This is a genomic window from Halalkalibacter wakoensis JCM 9140 (assembly GCF_000513095.1).
Lineage (GTDB): Bacteria > Bacillota > Bacilli > Bacillales > Bacillaceae_D > Halalkalibacter > Halalkalibacter wakoensis.
Genome location: NZ_BAUT01000008.1, coordinates 1 through 19,908 on the forward strand (window position 1 = coordinate 1; position 19,908 = coordinate 19,908).

Annotated in this window: 23 protein-coding genes and 3 pseudogenes; 13 read left to right on the forward strand and 13 right to left on the reverse strand. The window is 37.9% G+C overall.

From position 1 onward, the window contains the following. Positions 1 to 85: 85 nt before the first annotated feature. Positions 86 to 754, reverse strand: a complete 669-nt coding sequence (locus JCM9140_RS05300) for a GerMN domain-containing protein (RefSeq protein WP_034743366.1) — start codon at positions 752 to 754, stop codon at positions 86 to 88. A gap of 207 nt (positions 755 to 961) precedes the next feature. Between JCM9140_RS05300 and JCM9140_RS05305 the strand changes: the two genes are divergently transcribed. Next, positions 962 to 2,047, forward strand: coding sequence for an AI-2E family transporter (locus JCM9140_RS05305; RefSeq protein ID WP_034743368.1), 1,086 nt, complete (start codon positions 962 to 964; stop codon positions 2,045 to 2,047). Positions 2,048 to 2,092: 45 nt separating this feature from the next. Next, positions 2,093 to 2,461 (forward strand): rhodanese-like domain-containing protein, encoded by a 369-nt coding sequence (locus tag JCM9140_RS05310; protein ID WP_034743369.1) that lies wholly within the window; start codon positions 2,093 to 2,095, stop codon positions 2,459 to 2,461. A 46-nt stretch (positions 2,462 to 2,507) separates the two neighbouring features. On the opposite strand, the gene JCM9140_RS23010 is transcribed toward JCM9140_RS05310, so the two are convergent. After that, positions 2,508 to 2,639 carry a DUF3941 domain-containing protein gene (locus tag JCM9140_RS23010; RefSeq protein WP_081727572.1) on the reverse strand — a complete coding sequence of 44 codons (132 nt, stop codon included), beginning with the start codon at positions 2,637 to 2,639 and terminating at the stop codon, positions 2,508 to 2,510. A gap of 241 nt (positions 2,640 to 2,880) precedes the next feature. Here JCM9140_RS23010 and JCM9140_RS05315 point away from each other — a divergent pair, with 241 nt between their 5' ends. The 4 genes from JCM9140_RS05315 to JCM9140_RS22345 all read left to right on the forward strand — a co-directional run bounded on the left by JCM9140_RS05315 (position 2,881) and on the right by JCM9140_RS22345 (position 5,391). Next, complete coding sequence (locus JCM9140_RS05315) at positions 2,881 to 3,153, forward strand: YbyB family protein (RefSeq protein WP_034743371.1); 273 nt, start codon at positions 2,881 to 2,883, stop codon at positions 3,151 to 3,153. A 122-nt stretch (positions 3,154 to 3,275) separates the two neighbouring features. Then, entirely contained in the window at positions 3,276 to 4,058 is a 783-nt protein-coding gene (gene yjfP / locus JCM9140_RS05320) for an esterase (protein WP_034743373.1), read from the forward strand. Between the two features lie 3 nt (positions 4,059 to 4,061). Beyond that, a complete protein-coding gene (locus JCM9140_RS05325; protein ID WP_034743375.1) occupies positions 4,062 to 4,895 on the forward strand; it encodes a YitT family protein in 834 nt (277 codons plus the stop codon). 13 nt (positions 4,896 to 4,908) lie between these two features. Next, a complete protein-coding gene (locus JCM9140_RS22345) occupies positions 4,909 to 5,391 on the forward strand; it encodes a BsuPI-related putative proteinase inhibitor (protein ID WP_052002076.1) in 483 nt (160 codons plus the stop codon). A 67-nt stretch (positions 5,392 to 5,458) separates the two neighbouring features. Here JCM9140_RS22345 and JCM9140_RS23590 read toward each other — a convergent pair whose 3' ends face one another. The 11 genes and pseudogenes from JCM9140_RS23590 to JCM9140_RS05370 form a co-directional block, all read right to left on the reverse strand. Continuing rightward, positions 5,459 to 5,617 (reverse strand): hypothetical protein, encoded by a 159-nt coding sequence (locus tag JCM9140_RS23590; protein ID WP_156314781.1) that lies wholly within the window; start codon positions 5,615 to 5,617, stop codon positions 5,459 to 5,461. A 6-nt stretch (positions 5,618 to 5,623) separates the two neighbouring features. Beyond that, positions 5,624 to 6,139, reverse strand: coding sequence for a DEAD/DEAH box helicase (locus JCM9140_RS25380; protein WP_439644272.1), 516 nt, complete (start codon positions 6,137 to 6,139; stop codon positions 5,624 to 5,626). 117 nt (positions 6,140 to 6,256) lie between these two features. Beyond that, a pseudogene (locus JCM9140_RS25125) lies at positions 6,257 to 8,340 on the reverse strand (DEAD/DEAH box helicase); the annotation flags it as partial. Positions 8,341 to 8,608: 268 nt separating this feature from the next. Next, positions 8,609 to 9,871 (reverse strand): hypothetical protein, encoded by a 1,263-nt coding sequence (locus tag JCM9140_RS05340; protein WP_034743377.1) that lies wholly within the window; start codon positions 9,869 to 9,871, stop codon positions 8,609 to 8,611. Between the two features lie 151 nt (positions 9,872 to 10,022). Further along, positions 10,023 to 10,328, reverse strand: a complete 306-nt coding sequence (locus JCM9140_RS05345; protein ID WP_034743379.1) for an AzlD domain-containing protein — start codon at positions 10,326 to 10,328, stop codon at positions 10,023 to 10,025. Next, positions 10,325 to 11,030, reverse strand: a pseudogene (locus tag JCM9140_RS05350) (AzlC family ABC transporter permease). The gene JCM9140_RS05345 and the pseudogene JCM9140_RS05350 overlap by 4 nt, the downstream one beginning before the upstream one ends. Before the next feature lie 203 nt (positions 11,031 to 11,233). Then, positions 11,234 to 11,836: a YkzI domain-containing protein gene (locus JCM9140_RS05355; RefSeq protein ID WP_235715285.1), complete on the reverse strand. Its 603-nt coding sequence runs from the start codon at positions 11,834 to 11,836 to the stop codon at positions 11,234 to 11,236. Positions 11,837 to 12,304: 468 nt separating this feature from the next. Continuing rightward, the gene (locus tag JCM9140_RS05360) at positions 12,305 to 12,760 is read right to left on the reverse strand and encodes a GNAT family N-acetyltransferase (RefSeq protein ID WP_034743382.1); all 456 of its coding nucleotides are present in this window, start codon (positions 12,758 to 12,760) and stop codon (positions 12,305 to 12,307) included. Between the two features lie 133 nt (positions 12,761 to 12,893). Then, positions 12,894 to 13,109 (reverse strand): DUF3813 family protein, encoded by a 216-nt coding sequence (locus JCM9140_RS05365; RefSeq protein ID WP_034743385.1) that lies wholly within the window; start codon positions 13,107 to 13,109, stop codon positions 12,894 to 12,896. Further along, entirely contained in the window at positions 13,109 to 13,267 is a 159-nt protein-coding gene (locus JCM9140_RS23595) for a hypothetical protein (protein ID WP_156314783.1), read from the reverse strand. The genes JCM9140_RS05365 and JCM9140_RS23595 overlap by 1 nt, the downstream gene beginning before the upstream one ends. A 69-nt stretch (positions 13,268 to 13,336) precedes the next feature. Beyond that, the gene (locus tag JCM9140_RS05370) at positions 13,337 to 14,146 is read right to left on the reverse strand and encodes a Cof-type HAD-IIB family hydrolase (protein WP_034743387.1); all 810 of its coding nucleotides are present in this window, start codon (positions 14,144 to 14,146) and stop codon (positions 13,337 to 13,339) included. 209 nt (positions 14,147 to 14,355) lie between these two features. Between JCM9140_RS05370 and ctaG the strand changes: the two genes are divergently transcribed. The 7 genes and pseudogenes from ctaG (at position 14,356) to argB (ending at position 19,901) form a co-directional block, all read left to right on the forward strand. Continuing rightward, positions 14,356 to 15,273, forward strand: coding sequence for a cytochrome c oxidase assembly factor CtaG (gene ctaG, locus JCM9140_RS05375; protein WP_034743390.1), 918 nt, complete (start codon positions 14,356 to 14,358; stop codon positions 15,271 to 15,273). Between the two features lie 46 nt (positions 15,274 to 15,319). Next, complete coding sequence (locus JCM9140_RS05380; protein ID WP_034743393.1) at positions 15,320 to 15,910, forward strand: SCO family protein; 591 nt, start codon at positions 15,320 to 15,322, stop codon at positions 15,908 to 15,910. 61 nt (positions 15,911 to 15,971) lie between these two features. Next, positions 15,972 to 16,166 (forward strand): hypothetical protein, encoded by a 195-nt coding sequence (locus JCM9140_RS05385; RefSeq protein ID WP_034743394.1) that lies wholly within the window; start codon positions 15,972 to 15,974, stop codon positions 16,164 to 16,166. Between the two features lie 18 nt (positions 16,167 to 16,184). Further along, positions 16,185 to 16,496, forward strand: a pseudogene (locus tag JCM9140_RS05390) (redoxin domain-containing protein); the annotation flags it as partial. Positions 16,497 to 16,794: 298 nt separating this feature from the next. Next, the gene (gene argC / locus JCM9140_RS05395; protein WP_034743399.1) at positions 16,795 to 17,832 is read left to right on the forward strand and encodes an N-acetyl-gamma-glutamyl-phosphate reductase; all 1,038 of its coding nucleotides are present in this window, start codon (positions 16,795 to 16,797) and stop codon (positions 17,830 to 17,832) included. Positions 17,833 to 17,849: 17 nt separating this feature from the next. After that, positions 17,850 to 19,085: a bifunctional glutamate N-acetyltransferase/amino-acid acetyltransferase ArgJ gene (argJ, locus tag JCM9140_RS05400; RefSeq protein WP_034743401.1), complete on the forward strand. Its 1,236-nt coding sequence runs from the start codon at positions 17,850 to 17,852 to the stop codon at positions 19,083 to 19,085. Positions 19,086 to 19,115: 30 nt separating this feature from the next. Further along, positions 19,116 to 19,901 carry an acetylglutamate kinase gene (gene argB, locus JCM9140_RS05405; RefSeq protein WP_034743404.1) on the forward strand — a complete coding sequence of 262 codons (786 nt, stop codon included), beginning with the start codon at positions 19,116 to 19,118 and terminating at the stop codon, positions 19,899 to 19,901. The last annotated feature ends 7 nt before the right edge of the window (positions 19,902 to 19,908 follow it).

The following is a 19,908-nucleotide window of genomic DNA, read 5'->3' on the forward strand; positions in this document are numbered from 1 at the left end:
GGCAAGGGGAAATGTGGTAAACAAAAAAGGTGCGGCACAAATTCTCCATTGTGCCACACCTAGTGTAATTAGTTCATGCGAAATACTAACGCTTCTCATAGTCTTCAGGATTTTCAGCTACTACCGGAACACTTGTATCAACATGTCCAAAAAGTTCTGAATGAATTTCTCCGTTCACTAAAATTTGAGTTTCGTTGAAACCGAATTGCTTCATTGCCATAGCGATTTGTTGCAATAGCATAAATTCAGTACCAGATCCAACATTCGCTTCTAGCAATTCATTCGAAAATGATACATGAGCGACGCCTTCTTTTTCTTCAACAGATTGTACGTGAACCCCATCTGGTAAAAGAGAGACTAGACCTTCTTCAGTAGGGCCACTAACCCATGCTTCAATCGTTGCTTTAAATAGCTCTTCATCACTTACCTCAAGTTGACGTTCAACTCGGTACATGTCCATTACTTGGTCGTCAGAAAAAACAAGTTCAATCGGAGTCACAGTTACTTCTTCCTTCACTTCAGTTTCATCAGTAGGAACTTCATCTTGAGACTCGCTCTCCTCTGCTTCTCCTGTTTCTCCCTCATTATCTACATCTTCATGCACTTCTTCTTGTTCTTCATCTAACTCTGTATGTTCATCATTTTCCACTTCATCAGCTACTTGCTGATCTCCATTACTAGCTGTGCCTTGTCCACACGCGCCAAGAAAAAGGATGAAGAAGGCTAATATGACGTACATTCCGTTTTTTTTCATGGTTCATTCCCCCTTATTTCTCGTTCCTAAAAAGCTATCACTTAAATTCTACATGATTCATGTTGAAATTCAATGACTAATTTCGACATGAATGCATCGAGGTACAATCATGTTAGGGTAGTGTAAATATTTTAATTGTTAAGAGGAGAAGAAAACGAAAGAAAATGGTACAATAAAGGGAAGATTTGTAAGAGAGGATTTTTGCTGATGCCACAAACAAAAGCGTTCCGAATTGGTTACGGAATTGTATTGCTATTCATTATTATCTACTTAGGTTCATTAATTGATTGGGTGTTCCGACCACTTGTTGTGTTGGTGCAAACGTTATTTGCGCCTATTATTTTGGCAGGAGTTCTTTATTATTTGCTCCGTCCATTTGTCAATTTATTATCATTACGGCTACCAAGGTCTGTGTCAATCCTCATTCTTTACCTTACGGCTATTGGGGTCTTAACAGCTCTGTTCTTTATTATCGGTCCGGAGTTACAAAAGCAGTTTCACAGTTTTACAAGAAACATGCCGATTTTTATTAATGAAATTCGTGATATTTTTATTAACCTACAGGCAAATGAGTATGTATCGCGTTTCCAAGAAGGAGAGCAGTTTTCAATAGAGGAACTATCGATTGAGTTCGCAAACTACTTAAATAACTTGGTTTCAAACTTAGGGCATAACATAGCAAGCTTTATTGGGTTTGTGGCAAATGCCTTAATTATTATCGTGATTATTCCATTTGTGTTATTTTATATGTTAAAAGAAGGTGAAAAGGCACCAAATCAGCTTTTAAGGTTGTTACCTGAAAAAAGACAAAATGAAGGAAGAGAAGTATTAAAAGCGATGGATGTTGCCCTAAGCTCCTATATCCAAGGTCAAATTCTCGTCAGCATTTGTGTGGGGATACTCGCCTATATTGCCTTCTTAATTATAGGACTTGATTATCCATTAGTCCTTGCACTTGTTGCAATGTTTACGAACGTGATTCCTTTTATCGGACCATGGATTGGAACGATTCCTGCTGTTATTGTTGGATTCTTGCACTCGCCTTTAATGGCATTAATTGTTATTATAGCTGTTGTGATTGTCCAACAAATTGAAAGCAATTTAATTTCTCCACAAATTATGGGTAGAAAACTGCAAATTCATCCATTAACCATTATCTTTTTGCTTTTAGTTGCAAGTAGATTTGCTGGATTACTTGGGCTGCTTATCGCTGTACCAACGTATGCAGTCTGCAAAGTATTGGTTTTACACATTTATCGTTTATGGTTGTTAAGGCATACAACGATTGATTAAATTCATGTATGATGGAAAGTGGAATAAACTAAATGAGGTGACGACGTGGCATTTGAACAAGATGGGATTAAACAAGTGGAAGTAGAAGAATTAAAGGAACTTGTCAAAAATAATGTCAAAGATCCAGTTATTATTGATGTAAGGGAAATTGAAGAGTATGAAGAAGCTCATATTCCTGGGCTTCCGTTGATTCCTATGCAGACCATTCCAATGGTTATGGATCAGTTAGATAAGGAACAGGCTTATGTGTTTGTATGTCGAAGTGGAAGTCGAAGTCAAAATGTTGCTCTTTATTTGCAAAATCAAGGATTTCAAAACGTGCAAAACTACTATGGTGGAATGCTCGCATGGGACGGGGAAGTAAGCTCAGGACCAGAATGGATTGTAAAGGACGTTAAGGAATTGAAAGCATGACGGGAAGATCCCAAAAGGTGATAAAAACCTTTTGGGATCTTCTTTTCTATAAGTGATCTGTTTTTTTAGAATAACTATGTTTGCCGTGTTCAGCATTAACATGAGCTTGCTCGTTTTTTTGACGGTTTAATGCATTGTTATCTTTTTTCTTTTTGTTGTTATCACCAGTACGTGACATGAGAACATCACCTCTTTCGTTAAGTTTCATTTTATAGAATGTCCGATTAAGTGAAGGTTATGAAAGAGAGCAAGGAAAGAAAGGGATAATTTTAGCTCTTGAAACACTAAACGCCGTGTGGAGTCATTAAGGCTTGTTAGAGGAGCTTTCAAGTGGCTTTCGTTGGCCTCCTAAAAATGAGATGTTTAGTTCTAAATAGTACGGGTAAAGAATCATAACAATAAAAAAAGGTGGGATAACAATGGCAAAGAAATCGATCATTGCTAGCGTAGCTACCGCTGCATGCGCAACGACAGTCTTAGCTGGGAATAAGCGTGTCAGAACGAAATTGCAACGAATGTACCGAAGAATGTATACAAAGTGGATAAGGGATCCGAAAAAAGAATCCAATGAGCAGCACTTAAAGATAGGACATTCACATCCACATGATTATGAAGATAATAAAATGGTTGGAGAAGGAGCTTTAACGAGTATTCAACATTATAATGATCAGCAACAAAAGAGCCATCGGTAACGGTGGCTCTTTTGCTATAGGTGAATAAAACTTGTTTCCTGTGTAAGTTTTTGGTAAAGTGAATTGGAAAAAATGGACATACTATATTAAGGTAAATTGTTAAATAAAAGGATGGAGTTATGATGATTACGATAAAAAATGAAACGATCGCACAAGTTCCTTCGTTACATGTTGTAAAGGATACATTGCGAAATGAACAATCAACACCTACAATCTTTTTCTTTCATGGATTTACTAGCGCGAAAGAGAACAATTTACACGTTGCTTATTTATTAGCACAAAAAGGGTTTCGAGTTTTCTTGCCTGATGCCCTGTATCATGGGGAAAGAGAGATCGAACAACATTCAGAGAACAGAGATCTAGCTTTCTGGGAGATTATTTTAACGTCTATACAAGAGCTAGATGCAATGAGATCGGAACTCAAGGAAAAAGGTTTGCTATGTGAGGACAAATTAGGTGTTATCGGAACGTCGATGGGTGCGATCACCATGTTTGGAGCTTTGACACAATATCCGTGGATTAAGACGGCCGTGTCATTTATGGGAACAGCTTACTATGAAACATTTGCGTACGGACTATTAGAAACAGCGCAAAGAAGAGGGCTATTGGTGGAAGAGAGCCTGCAGGAAGACATGTTAAAAAAGATAAAGCCATTTGATTTATCAAAGCAATTAGATAAACTGGATGGAAGGCCTTTGTTTATGTGGCACGGGAAAGCAGATGAAGTAGTTCCATATCCATTGTCTGAACAATTTTATAACGAGCTGACAACAACGTATAAACAAACACCAGACAATCTGCAGTTTATGGCAGAAGAAAAAGTTGGGCATAAAGTATCACGGACAGCCGTACTCAAGTCAATTGATTGGTTTGAGCAACACCTAAAAACGAAGGTTTCATCTTAATCAATGAAAGCTAGAACCTTACAAGAAGTAAAAACGATTGTTGCAGTTGTTGTCGGTGCTTTTTTTCTAGCGGTAGGGCTAAATTTCTTTCTCATACCTGCCAATGTATTTGCAAGCGGCTTTACTGGGGTCGCTCAATTATTAGCCACGGTAATCCCTCTTTCAACAGGGATTATGCTCTTTCTATTAAACATACCTGTGGCAATTTTAGGCTGGTTGAAGATTGGCAAGGGTTTTACCATTTATAGTTTTGTGAATGTAGTATTAACAACTTTTTTCCTAGAAGTCTTGCCAGTTTGGGCTTTTTCTCCAGATATTTTGCTAAATGCTGTATTTGGTGGTGTCATTTTGGCATTTGGAGCTGGTATAACTTTGAAATATGGAGCTTCCTCTGGCGGACTTGATATTATTGCGTTAATATTATCAAGAGTAAGTGATCGTCCAGTCGGCGTTTACTTTCTTGTCTTAAATAGTATTATAGTTATAACAGCTGGATTGTTGTTTGATCCTGAACAAGCTCTTTATACGCTTGTTGCACTATATGTATCATCTAGAGTCATTGATGCCATCTACACTCGTCATGTAAAGTTAACGGCGATGATTGTTACGAAGCAGGCAGAAAGTCTACGAAAAGCCATACATGAACAAGTAACAAGAGGAATTACGAGAATTCCAGCAAAGGGTGGCTACACAGCTGATGATAAAGAAATATTAATGATCGTGATTACACGATATGAACTATATCAATTAAAGAAAGTTATTCAAGAGGTCGACCCATCTGCATTTACAAATATTGTTGAGACAGCTGGGATATTCGGATTTTTCCGAAAAGAATAAAGAGGTGAACACGATGAAAAAGTGGGGATGGTTAGTTTTAATTACTGCTCTTCTTTTGCTTAGTGCATGTGGCCAAGGAGTCAATGCACCTGTAACAGGGGAAGGAGATGAAGATATGTCTAATTCTAAATGGGATTTTTCAGCAGAAGTTGATCAGCACGATACTCATTTGCTTGTGTCGATGATCGTGAAAAACAATCAAGAGACACAAGCAACGATTGATTTCTCTTCTGGACAGAAATATGAGATTGTGTTTATAGATCAGGATGGAAATGAAGTGTATCGTTATTCAGATGGAAGAATGTTTACAATGGCACTTGTACATGAGTCGTTTGAACCAGGTGAAACGATGACGTTTGAGGAAGAAATTGCTCTTGAAGACATTCCAAAAGGTGTTTACACAGTAGAAGTTCAACTTGTATTGGCAGCTATTGATGGGGAAGAATGGACTGAGGATGGCACATTTGTCCAACAAGTTGAGTTTGAAGTAAAGTAATCTCATAAAGAAAAGACGAAGATCCATTTGATCTTCGTCTTTTTTATCTTCATAAAGCGAAGAGGCCTTATTCCTGCCATTTCCTTTTCGCTTCCTCTTGAATCGCTGTTTTTAATGTTTCATATGGTTGGTTGTCTGTTTTCTCAATTGAAGGTATTGGATTATGCTCGACATCCACTTCTTTTCCATACCAAAATGTAAAATCGGTTTTCTTTTGAGATTTCAAAACAAGTTACTCCTTCGCTGAGGTTGTGAGTTGAATCAGTTCAATAATTTCCTCATTTGATAATTCGGTTACCCGCTGTTCACCTGCTGCTAATATTTGGTCAGCTAGCTCTTGTTTTTTTTGCAGCATTCGATCGATTCGTTCTTCGAGTGTACCTGTTGTCACAAGCTTATGGACGCTTACATCTTTTGTTTGCCCTATCCGATAAGCGCGGTCTGTCGCTTGATTTTCAACAGCTGGATTCCACCATCGGTCATAGTGAATGACGTTCGTTGCCGAAGTTAAATTTAACCCGACCCCACCAGCTTTCAACGAAAGAACAAAAAAGTGAATATTTGGGTCCTCTTGAAACGATTGTATCGCTTCTTGTCGCTTCGCTCGAGTTAAACTTCCATGAAGAAAAGGAACCGTTTGTTCAAATTTCTCTTGGAGGGCATGTACGATTAAAGATCCCATTTCTTTATATTGGGAGAAGATTAGAACTTTCTCTTCTTTTTCAATTAATTCATCAATCAATCTCATGAAAACATCCCATTTTCCAGAATCATGATGTGAAATGGAACGTTCCTTTAAGAAATGAGCTGGATGGTTACAGATTTGCTTCAACTTCGTCAGACTTCTTAAAATGAGCGCGCGTCTCTCAAATGCCGTCACTTCTGCTAACTTATTCACGATATCATCAACAACCGCTTGATAAAGGGCAGCTTGTTCAACAGACAAATGAACAGGATGAACAATTTCCTGCTTTTTTGGTAGACCAAGTTGTAAGGTTTGATCTGATTTTTTTCGCCTAAGAATAAGCGGGTGAATTAATTTCTGCAGTTTTTCCAATTGCTTTTTATCAAGATCACGTTCAATCGGTTTGATAAAATTGTTCTGAAAATCTGTATAAGTCCCTAAATAAGTAGGGTTTAATACATCGAGTAAGGACCAAAGCTCTCTTAACCGGTTTTCGATCGGTGTTCCGGTCAGTGCAATTCGGTGAGTAGCTTTCAGTTTCTTAATCACTCTTCTTTGCTTTGTTTCAACATTCTTAATATGCTGTGCCTCATCAAGTACAAGTCCATTCCACGTTATGTTCTGAAACAGATTAGTGTCTCGGACAACCAATTGGTACGACGTAATAATGAGATCCCAATCAGATGTTTGTAACTGTGATTCATCTAACCGAGTCGGACCATGATGGACAAACACTCTTAATGAAGGGGCAAACTGTTCACACTCTTGTACCCAATTGTATAAAAGAGATGTCGGACAGACGAGTAAGAACGGTTTTTTACTTTCACCAGCTTCTTGTTGGCGATTGTGGACATAGAGCATATAGCAATCGTCTGTATCGATTTTCCAAGACCCATATCATCCGCAAGACAGCCACCAAACCCTGTTCTTCGTAAATGTGCAAGCCAGGAAACACCCTCTTGTTGATAGGGACGAAGCTCCCCATTTAACGTATCGGGAATATCTATTAACGTGGGAGAGGATGTGTATAGTTCTTGAATTGACTTCGTTAACTCTTCTCCCCACGTAACATCAATATCAATATCTGTTTCAAAGTCATCTTCATCGTCTAACTGGTCAAGGCGCCAAGCTTCTAAAAAGGAAGTTCCTTGTTCGATACGTTCTAAATAATCGAGTAGCTTATCTGCTAAAGAGCGGTCCCATGACATCCATTCTCCATTTGCATATAAGAATGGTCTTTTTCCATCAACGAATTCCTCAAATTCTTTTTTGCTTATTTTTTGATCACCTAAAGCAAGATCATAAGTAAATGACGCAACACTTTGCCAATCAAGAAGAGGTTCGCTTGAAGCGCTCTTTGTGTTTAATTCGTTCATATTAAGCTTTACGCGTGGCTTCTTTTTCTCAGTCATCCATTTAGGAACAATTAAATGAAAGCCTGCTTGTTCTAATTCATCATCCGAATTTGTAAATAAGTCATACGCTTCATCTGACTGTAACGAAAGAGTAGGAGCAGATATACGTAAAGGTCGTAACACATCTAATTCATCTTGAGCTTTCTTTAAATCTATTTTTAATTGAGCAATAGGATTTTCACGCCAAGGATGTTCTCCTTTTTCTAATTGATCCATGTTAACCATAAGAGAAGGTTGCTTCCGATCCACCATGCAGAGTGACACTTTCCAAAGACCATCTTTTGTTTCTGGCTCCTGAAGTGCTAACCCTGATAAAAAAGGCTTTGACTGCAATAATCCAATCTTTTGTTGAAATCGTTTTGTTGTAAGAGCTGAATCAACTTTTCCAGATTCGTTCAGTTTTTCAATAAGTGGCTGAAATGTTTCGTTGATCGATAATTGCCAGTCGACATATGCCTTATGAACAGAAGGTTTCTGTAATATAGAACGAACCATCGTGTCGCATAATTGAATGACTAAATTTTCTAGGTCACTAGCAGCGGTAATTGTTTTTGATTGATGCTGAATGTAGCTTGTATTTTCACGTACCATCCTCCCAGAGAGTGGAATATACTCTAACCAAGAATCATACGGGAAGTTTTCAATATGCCACTGCCCAGAAGCGGTGGGTGAGAAGCAACCTTCAATAATGAATTGTTGGATTGTTTCAAAGAGATCCATCCATTTTACTAAATCAGGTGCAAGTTCTAGTTGGCTTTCCTTTTTCCATGATTGAAGTAACGGAAAATAAGAAACAAGCTCTTCAATTGAAAGAACAAGACCTTCTAGAGGAAACGAGTATTGTGTCATTGATTCTTGCGCTTGGTATACAGTTATTTCTCCAGCTAGTGATTGGTATACTCTAGATTTTATGGGAACGTCAATGATCGCCTTATCGGTTTCAACGAATGTTCCGAAATAAGAGATTTGATCAAATTGAAACAAACGTAGCTTTAATTCAAAGGGTGAGTACAAAAAAGGATATTGAAAATTGACGATTTGGTCAAAGCGAGAGGAGGGAGGACGCTCCCCCCAAATGAAAAACGTTTCATTTAACCATCCACCGTGTACGATGATATTAGTAGCCAATTCGCTTCAACTCCTCGCCGAACGCTCGGTACGTTCGGTACATTTTCTTTAGTTTGTCTACATAAATAAAGAATTGCTTTTTGTCTTCTTCCGTTCTATATAACTCTTGTAGTTCTTTTAAGTATAGAGCAGCTTTCTCATAATAAATGCGGGACTTCTTTTCAACGAGTCTCACAACATATTGATGGTAAACAGGTCTCGCCATTGTTACATCATGAGACTTAATCGCTTTAAGCAAATCAGATTTTTCTTCACGTAACTTAAGCGGATCTTGTTCATAATTTAATAAGTATTTCACGGCTAACTCATATTTCTTGTATGTGAGTAAAAGCTTTTCATATGTTTTAGCCGCTTCTAGTTGGTGCAGACGTACTTCTAGTTCTGGCAATATTTTTTCAAGCAGTTGCAATTGCTCTTCTTTTGATAGGTGTTTACTATACATTTGAAAGCGATGGAAATTTGGTGATAAAAGCCACCTTTCCCATAGCAATTGTTGTTCTTTTGAACTAACGGGAATAGCCGAAGTCATTTCATCGAAAAATCTCTGTAAAGAACCGAAATGTCCATTCTTCTTATTTGGAAATAAAGCATGAAACCATTGCTTCATCGTCCGCCATCTTTCTCGCTTGCTTAAAAGGCGAAAGTGGGAGGAAAGTTCTGATTCCTTCCATTGAACACTTTGTTTTTGTAAAACGGTTAAAGCAGTCATTTCTTTTCCTGCCAATAAGGCAACATAGCTATAAAGTAAAGCGACATCTTTGGAACACTGGTCAACATTTATATCACTTGTTAATCGTTTGTAAATCATTTCAATATGCTCGGTTTCAATCTCGTACATAAGATCAAGAAGCAACTCTGACCATGGTGCTTTTTGATCTTCTTGCTCGTTTAAGACGGTTGATAGAAGATGACGTAAAAACCGTTGATAATCTTTTGACTGAAGTTCAGATAAGTGCTGTTTAATTTCAGTACTCATGGACTGAAAGAAGTACGTAAATCTACGTTGGTATTCTTCATAATGGTTTTTGCGTTTTGAAAGAGAATAAATACCAAACATATACAATAGAAGGGACATTACCTGGTTCCCATTTTGAACTTTTGAAATTCTAATTTTTGCATCACTAACAACTTGCTCAAGGTTACGGTTGGTTACGTATCTTGATGCCGTAAGTAATTGGTAAGAATGGGTGATATCTTGTTCAATTTCAAGATACAAATCTGGTTCATCCTGAAAAAGTGAGCTATTCTTCATAAGCTTTACCTCTTTTTTAGAAAATTCCATTCTTTCATTGTATCTTTTTCGAGTGAAGAAAGAAAGGGAATAGCCGATTTATTGGAAAACTTATTGCAAATCAAAGAAAAAAGGTGCCTACATAAAAACGTAGAACACCTTAAAACCACTATTAAAAAAACACTGAAAAAATCATTAAAACAGCAATGCTACTCATGACAACAATAATGAGATTGGCCCCAATATAAGCAACTAATAGAGCCGTTGCTCCTCCAATAATTCCATACCAAATGTTTTCATGTACATAAAGAATTCCTGGAAAGATAAGTGCCCCTAAAGCAGCATACGGTACATTCCGTAATATCGCTTGAACCCAATTTGGAACTTGGTCAATGTTTAGAAAAACTAGTGGCAACATACGTGGGATGTATGTAACAATAGCCATTCCGGCAATAATTAGGATTAAAGATAAGCTCATTCTATTTCACGTCCTTTTTGAAACACCCACTCAATACCAGCTGAAGCAAAGAGTGTTGCTAGTATAATCGACCAGCCACTAGGTAGGAATAGTGAAAATAGGCTGTTTAAAATGGCTGCACTTACGGCTAAGAAAACGACTTTTCGATGTTTTTTTAAAGATGGCATGAGTAGGGCAATAAACATCGCATATAACGCAATCCCCATACTTTGTTGAAGCGTTGAAGGCAAAATAGACCCAACATAATAACCAATGCCTGAATTGATCACCCAGCTTATGTATGCAATGCTCCAACGCCAAAAATAAAGCCCGTTTTGACTTGTCCTTCTTGAGTGGTCGTAACAGCAAAAACTTCATCTGTAATTCCAAAAGAGTAAATGGCTTTAATAATTGGATGATCATCTCGATCCTCTCTCGGACAGAGGCACTCATGAGTAGATGACGAATATTAACTATAAATGTAGTGAAGATGATTTCAAATGCTCCCGTCCCCATCGCAATTAAGGTTAAAGCCATATATTGAGCCGCGCCAGCATAAACAAATAAGCTCATAGCCATTGTCTCTAAAAAAGTTAAGCCTGTGCTTCTGGCAAGCAGACCAAATGTTAACGCAGCAGGTAAATACCCGATGGCGATAGAAGAGCCGGCTATTAATCCACGAGCAAAAGGGGATTTTTGGTTTGATATAGCGGTTGTTGACATTCTGTTCTCCCTTTCTGTCTATACTACAAAATGAATACCATTTTGATTGTAAGGCATCGTTTGTTTGTCAACAAGTGGAAAATTAGTTGAGGGAGTTTAAAAAAAGACGGAGTGAGGGGCCCGAAAAAATGCAAGCACTCTTTAGTGCTTGCATTTTTCACTGCAGGAAACAGTGAAAAGAGTTATTTTAGCATCCTTGATTATTAGAGTAGCTGTTCGACTTGTTCTCGCCGTGTGATCAGTTTCTTCAGCTTCTTTTTGTGCATAGTGATTAAATATTCATCTGAATCCAGTAAAGCTTCATGCAACTCCATTAACACATAATCAATTTCTAAATTCATCATATTATATATCGTTCTTGGCTCTAGAGATTTTCCATCATCTTTGTACTGAATCATCGACCCATTCCGGTTCATCATGACCTTTTCACTCCCATCAATTTCAATCATCGACTCAATATCACCAGACTGATATGACGTAATATAGAGAGGACCTTCCGTGGAACGTTTCACAATGCCATTTCCTTTTTCATGTTGAAGTAGTTTCTCAAGCGAACTCGCTAACACATCATCATATACATGAAGACTGTCAGCTGAAAGAGTGAGAAATTCCGTATTACGGATAAAAGGGAGCTCATGAACTGAATCCTCTAGTTCAATCATGAGGTAAATAGTTTTTGAATCATAGCGCCAAAAGAGAGAGTAATGCTGGCTCATCATTCTTTTAATAAACTGGTGTAATGCGGGTTTTGATAGCTCGATATAGATGTCAGAAAACTCCACTTCAACAAACGAATCTCTCATCATATGAACACACACTCCTTTGACAGCTTCGCATTGATAAGGTTATGGTTGCTATATCTTATGTTGAATAGTCAGAAAAAAGAAGTAAAACGCCCAGTTTCAAGAGAAATGGGCGTAAGGAATCTTGATATGAATACGAAAATCGCCAAAAGCTAAACGATGGACAGACTGTAGTAGTTTAGAGAGGGAAGACGGTTTTATAAAAGGCTTCATAAAAGAGGTATGCAAATTCAAGCGACTACCACAAATTTTGCGGTGAACCTCAAGAGAATAATAAAGCTTTTAAATGAAAAAGAGTAACAAGTTAAAGATAAGTAAAAGTAACCCTAGCAGGGGAATGACACGGAGACTCCTGCGGCAGTTAGGCACTTTTTAGTGGCTTCCGCTCTATTTCATTTGGTGCTCACTAACAATAAATAGCCATAAATAAAAGAGCGTAAACAGCAAAAAAACACCTTTCTGGTGTTTTTTTTAAAACATTGAGCCGTATCGTTTGGAGATGATGTCATGGAATCCTAATGAGTTGTATAAAGACTTTGTAGCATCGTTATTAATACCTGTTTCCAGTTCAATTCCTTTGATTTCTTTCTGTTCAGCCCAGTAAATGACTTTTAGCAAAATCTTCTTAGCAATCCCCTGATTTCTATGTTCTTTATGCACGTAAAGATCATTTAACCATATGTAATGGCCACCTTTGTCAATACTAAGTGCAACATTTAGAAATGCTGCGCCAACAAGTGTGTCATCTTTTTCAGCAACAAAAATATGAGCGTGGGAATCTTTTTGAAGGGCAAGATTAATCGTTTTAACTAACTGATCATAACTGTTGGAAGGAGCAATTGGTTCTAATTGACCCATGAATAAATCGGCAATCTGGCGTTTAAATGAGACATCTGCTTCTTTACTCACCTCATAAACCTTTACCATGTTCTAAGTTCCTCCTAGAATAATAGCCTTTTAGATTATAATGCAAGCGTAACATAAAAATGAGGTTCGTAGTAGCTAATTTCTCGGGTGAGAATGAAAGAAGGGAATGCCTCTAGGACATTCCCGTACGTTTCTAATGCATCAGTCTTTGCAAATGTTCTTGCATTTGAATAATTTGGTCTTGTTCAGCGGGTGCTGAAAAATGAAAGGCATCATTTAATGTTTCTTTTGCACGATCATATTGCTTTAAAACAGCTTGGTGCTGTGTTTCGGTTTCAGCTGCCAATGCTAACAATTCAAGGCGGGCAACGGTTTCTCTAGCATCTTGAAAAAAATCATGATGTTCCATTAGTTTGTACCTGACCTTGGTTTTTTTCCGTGAAGACGCTCCGCCTTTTCTAAAGACATGTCTCCTAACGTGATGACATCAAGGTGTTCTGCGTTTTCAGGTTGAACAGAATCTGAACTAGTTTGATAAGTCTTATTATGATTCGAATTTTGGTCCATAGTCGAACTCCTTACATTTAGATTCATACGTTTTAGCGTACCCAGACGTAAAAAGTTCATCCCTAACCTTTATAGATTCAATACTTCTTCTAAATAAACGGCAATCCCATCTTCTTCATTTGTTAGTGTGACAGTGTTAGCAAGTGATTTTAAAGGATCGATCGCATTTCCCATTGCAACCCCTTGACCTGCATATTCAATCATTTCAAAGTCATTATCTTCATCGCCAAATGCAATAATACGCTCAGGCGGGATCTGATAAAAGTCAGCAACTTTTTTAAGACCTACCGCTTTGTTCATCCCTGCTTTTACAACTTCTATAACATTCCAAGGTGCACCCCAAACTCGTTGGTCAATCACTTCAGCATGGGCATCTACTAATAGGTTTCGCAATTCATCAACATGATGATCTTGAGGGTGAATGAGCACACAAGTTGGATCATCTTTTAAAATATGTAATAAGTTTCCGTGGTCTAGAGGTGTTTGACCTGCTAGGAATGTTTCTAAAAGGACTTCATCAAATGTTCGTAAATAAAAATCGTCAATTACCTCTACCATAATATTGCTAACCTGAAAAGCCTCACACGTTTCGATGACTGTCTTTGCTGTTTTTAAATCGAGTGGGGAGTGATATGTACCAAAACTTTTGTCGTGTGGATGGTGAACAAAGGCACCATTAAAATTGACAATCGCTGTATCAAGGTTTAATTCATGGTAATATTGGCTGCTAGCTCGAAAAGGCCTACCTGTTGAAATGGTAACAATGTGTCCTTCTTCCCTGGCTTTTGCAATGGTTTGCTTTGAACGCAGAGAGATTGTTTTTTCATCTGTTAATAAAGTGCCATCTAAATCTAAGGCAATTAAGTGCTGATCTGACATCAAATCTTCCTCTCTATTATTAAATTTCAATTTGTGAAGCTATTTGTAAAGAAGTATGGTTTTATGTCATAAACCCCTGTAAGGAAAAATGTAACTCTTTTGTCTAATGTCTCAAACAAATATTCTGTATTCGTTCAAAATTAAAAACGATTAAATATGTTATGATAGACATGCTTTATATAGCAATTCTCCAAAAGGAGGGATCGTGAGTGAATGTACTATTTGAAAACTTTGGTTTCCGAGCATTATGGACACCCGAGTTACTTGTTGGCTTAATAGTCATTGGTATTTTATATTTTCTGTTAATTACAAAATGGCGTCATCGATTTAAAGGATCAACTCCTGTAAAAACAAGACAACAAATATATTTTGTTTTAGCGTTACTTGCTTTATATATTGGGTGGGGAAGTCCTTTATATATTGCTGGCCATATCATGATTAGTTTCCATATGACCCAAATGGTGTTCGCTTATTTTATTGCTACACCTTTATTCTTACTAGGAATTCCAGCATGGTTTTTCCAAGCACTTGTCGATCGTTTCCGTAACCCTGTAACGGAACGGATTTTTCGTGTGATTTGGAGTCCAATTATGGCCTTGTTTTTGTTTAATGGCTTGTTTTCATTTTATCATGTCCCATTCATGTTTGATACTTTGATGCAGTCCGTTGTCTTACACAGTCTGTATGAGTATTTGCTTTTATTTGCAGCAATGCTTATGTGGTGGCATATGATCGCACCATTACCAAGTGCGTTCCCTTTGTCTGATTTAAGAAGAGTTGGTTATATTTTTGCGAATGGTATTTTAATTACACCTGCATGTGCATTAATTATATTTGCACCAACAACGCTATATCAAACATATACGGACCCTGCCATTTGGGCTCAAGTTATGGCATACTGTCTACCGGCGGGAACAGAAGTACCAATGGGCTTATTGTCTGGACCAAATTCCTTTACATTTTTAGAAGCAAGGATGGACCAGCAACTTGCTGGCGTGTTAATGAAAGTCATGCAAGAAATTACGTACGGTTTTACGATCGGATATGTCTTTAAACAGTGGTTGAAAAAGGAAAAGCAGCAAGATGGGACGTTAACCATTAGTGATATTCCAGCTGCAAAAGGGTAATTTTAGTCTATCTCTTAGTAATAGACAAGAAAGAGGTAATAAAATCATGAAAAAGTTAAGTGTTATCCTACTAGCGTTTGTATTAAGTGGATGCGGCTGGATTTATCAAGTAGGAAGTGGGAGTTCATCGGAGTATGACTTTTCTGAAGCAGGAGCAGAGGTGATACCGTTTGAATTTACGAATCAAGAAGGCGAGCCTTATGGATCTGAACAATTGGAAGGACAATATTGGCTTGCAAATATGATTTTTACGTATTGTCCGACGGTTTGCCCAACCATGACCCCGAACATGCAACGCCTGCAAGCGACAATGGAAGAAGAAGGAATTGACATGTCCTACATCTCTTTCACGGTAGATCCAGAACGAGATACGCCTGAGCATTTGTTATCTTACGGGACGAATGTAGGAGCAAATCTAGAATCTTGGCAATTTTTAACTGGTTACACACAAGACGAAATAGCAGATTTTTCACGTGAGAGCTTTATGGCTGTTGTGCAAGATACAGATGGAGAGGATATTATTCATAGTACGAGCTTCTTCTTAGTTGACCCTAGTGGACAAGTAATTCGGAAATATAGTGGTTTACAAACAAATCAAGATACGATTGTTGAAGATTTACTGAAAACCGTTCAATAGAAGCTACTTTTGTTGACAGTTGATTCACATAAAGGTAGGTTTAGAAACGGAGGTGTGAAATTTGAAGGAGATTGTATCAAAAAGAATGATCTTATTGTTTGTGTTTGCATCGATTTTTTTCGTTCTAGTTGGGTGTGGTTCAGAATCTGGACAACCAGACAGTGATTTGACTGTTATGAATGAAGAAGGAGAAGAAGTAACACTTACGAATAAAGAACGTGCGACAATATTATTTCATTTCACGGAAGTTGGCTGAGGACTTTGTCAACAGCAACTAGTTCAGTTGCAAGAAAACCTGCATTTGTTTGATGACTTAGATGCAGACATTTATGCTATTAGTACAGATAGTCCTGAAAACTCTAAGCGATTAAAAGAAGCGGGAAATTTTACGTATTCGTTTTTATCAGATCCATCATTTGAAGTTCTAGAACATGTTCAAATGAAAAATGACCAGCTATCTTATAGAGGCATTAGCATTCTCGATCATGAAGGAAATTACGTATACCATCAAATAAATGATTTATGGGGCGATCAAATTGAGGCAACGAGAAACTTGATTTATGATCAATTTGAAAGCATCGAATAACATTAGAAGGCATCCACGTAAGTGTGGGTGTCTTTTTCTTTTCTTCTTCTCATTTTCTTCTGATTAGACAGACACGGATTAAAAAATAGGTAAGTATAATGGTTTCATATTCTGTAATAGGGTTATTCCGTAGGAGGTGGAAAATTTATGCACAGTTTAGGGGAAGCTTTTGATATTTTAAGACTTTTTAAAATAGGCGAAAATAAAATAAAAATACAGTTGAATTAATTTTTATACATAGATATAATGAGTACCAAGATCATAAAGAGAAGATATAGATATGTTAGGAGAGGGAAAGATGAGAGTTGGTATTATCGGGGCTACTGGTTACGGTGGCGCAGAATTATTAAGACTATTACACCAACATCCTCATGTAGAAGAGGTTGTTTTGTATACATCATCAAAAGAAGGTATGAATATACAAGATTCGTATCCACATGTTTCAACTATTTACCATCAAACCTTACAATCAATCGATCATACTTCACTTAAACAAGAAGTAGATACTGTATTTCTTGCTACACCGCCTGGAGTGTCAGCAGAATGGTCAAGGAAAATTGCAGAAGCAGGGTGCCAAGTGATTGATTTATCAGGTGATCTGCGATTAGAAGACCCAGCCGTATATGAAAAATGGTACAAACGAGAAGCTGCGCCGCTTGATTTAATTAAAGAGGCTGTATACGGTTTGCCAGAGTGGAATCGCAAAGAAATTGAAACAGCTAACATTATTTCAAATCCAGGCTGTTATCCGACGGCTACGTTATTAGGGCTTGCCCCACTCGTGAAAAACAAACTGATTGAAACGGATTCGATTATTGTTGATGCAAAATCGGGTACATCGGGTGCAGGACGATCGCCATCTGCTATTACGCATTTTAGTGAGATGAATGAAAACTTTAAAATATATCAAATTAATCAACATAAACACATTCCTGAAATAGAACAAAATTTACAAAAATGGGATAAAGAGATTCCAAATATTACGTTTCAACCTCATTTAGTGCCGATGGTCCGAGGAATTATGGCTACAATCTATGCAAAGGCCAATCAGGAACTAACAGAAAAAGCATTGCGAGACATTTACGAGCAATCTTATGAAAATGAGCGTTTTGTACGAATTAGACCAGAGGGAGCTTACCCTGCGACAAAAGAAGTGTATGGAAGCAATTATTGCGATATAGGCGTTACGTTTGATGAACGCACAGGGCGTATTACAGTTGTATCGGTCATTGATAATGTCGTAAAAGGGGCTTCAGGTCAAGCGATTCAAAATTATAATATCATGAATGGATTCGAAGAGAGTACGGGGTTAACTCTTGTTCCGATGTATCCATAATGGAAGGTGGTCATCATATGAAAGGCATAGCCAATGCGCCGGTCATAACGGAATTAGAAAATGGAAGTATTGTAACACCAAAAGGCTTCTCAGCCATTGGGTTACATACAGGAGTGAAGCGGAAAAGATTAGATTTAGGTGCGATATACTGTGACGTTCCGGCGAGTGCAGCAGCCGTTTATACATGCAATCGAATCCAAGCTGCTCCATTAAAAGTGACAAAGGAGTCCATTGCCCAAGAAGGAAAGATTCAAGCACTCGTTGTAAATAGTGGCAATGCGAACGCTTGTACAGGAGAAAAAGGATTAGAGGATGCCTATAAAATGAGAAATGAGAGTGCAGAACATTTCACACTCCCTCCTCATTATGTTGCTGTCACGTCAACAGGTGTCATTGGCGAGTATTTACCAATGGATAAAATTTTGCCAGGAATTAAAGAGCTCAAACCACAATCAACCTTAGATGCGGCTGAATCGTTTAATCAGGCGATTTTAACAACGGATACGATAAATAAAAAGGTTTGTTACCAAACGGTTATTGATGGTAAAACCATCTCTATTGGAGGAGTTGCCAAAGGTTCAGGAATGATTAATCCGAATATGGCCACGATGCTCTCATTTGTGACGACGGATGCCAATATAGAGTCTGAAGTATTACAAGAAGCACTATCTTCAATTACAAACAAAACCTTTAATCGCATAACAGTCGATGGTGACACATCAACGAATGACATGGTTGTTGTCATGGCATCTGGATTAGCAGAAAATGATTCTTTAACACAGACTCATCCAGATTGGGAAAAGTTTTACGCAGCACTAAAGGAAGTTTGCGAATCTCTAGCAAAGCAAATTGCTCGTGACGGTGAAGGAGCGACAAAGCTGATTGAAGTTCAAGTAACTGGAGCCAAATCAGATGATGAGGCTGGAAAAGTGGCGAAGAAAATTGTTGGTTCTGACCTTGTCAAATCAGCTATTTACGGAACTGATGCAAACTGGGGAAGAATCATATGTGCCGTCGGTTATAGTGGATGTGACATTGATCCAGATACAATCGACATCGCGATTGGCCCTTGTCAAACTCTAATCAACAGTCAACCGATATCGTTTTCTGAAGAAGAAGCGAAAGCTTATATGGAACAGAATGATACGATTCAAATTAAAGTCGATTTGCATGTTGGGGATGGAGTAGGAAAAGCATGGGGTTGCGATTTGTCTTATGATTATGTGCGGATCAATGCAGGATATAGAACATAAAAAGGAACGTATACTCGGGAGGGAAAAGTAGTGAAAGATGTTGTCGTTATCAAATGTGGAGGAAGTACCATTGCAGAATTGTCAGATGAGTTTTTCAAAAGTGTTGTCGCCATGCAGAAAAATGGGAAACATCCGATTGTGGTTCATGGTGGAGGACCGGCCATTAATCACTTATTGCAAAAACTTGATATCAAGTCTGAATTTGTTGATGGTCTCCGTAAGACGACGGAAGATGTGTTAGACACCGCCGAAATGGTCTTATGTGGAAAAGTAAATAAACAAGTGGTAACGAGCTTACATCAAGCTGGCGGGCAGGCAGTAGGGCTATCAGGTTGTGATGGATCCTTACTTGAAGTAAAACCAGTAAATGAAGGAATGTTAGGGTATGTGGGTGAGCCGACAAAAGTTAATACTAGCTTGCTAACGTCTCTTATGGAACTAAAGATGATTCCGGTTATTGCGCCAATAGGGATGAACGAAGAAGGAACTCATTATAATGTTAATGCTGATAGTGCTGCTGCAGCGATTGCAAAAGAGCTTGGAGCAGAACAATTAGTGTTTGTTACAGATGTTGATGGAATTTTAAAAGACGGAAAATGTCTTGAACAAGTAACAGCTGATGAGATTGAGTCCTATATAAAAGATGGAACCATTTATGGTGGAATGCTCCCGAAAGTAAGGGCTGCTTTGTCAACCTTAACAGGAAACATTCAATCGGTCATGATTATGAACGGGAAGTCTACGAATGTTGGGGAAGATGGATCCGTACAAGGAACAACGATTATCAAGTCAAAAATGAAGCTATTTGTTTCGTAAGGAGGCC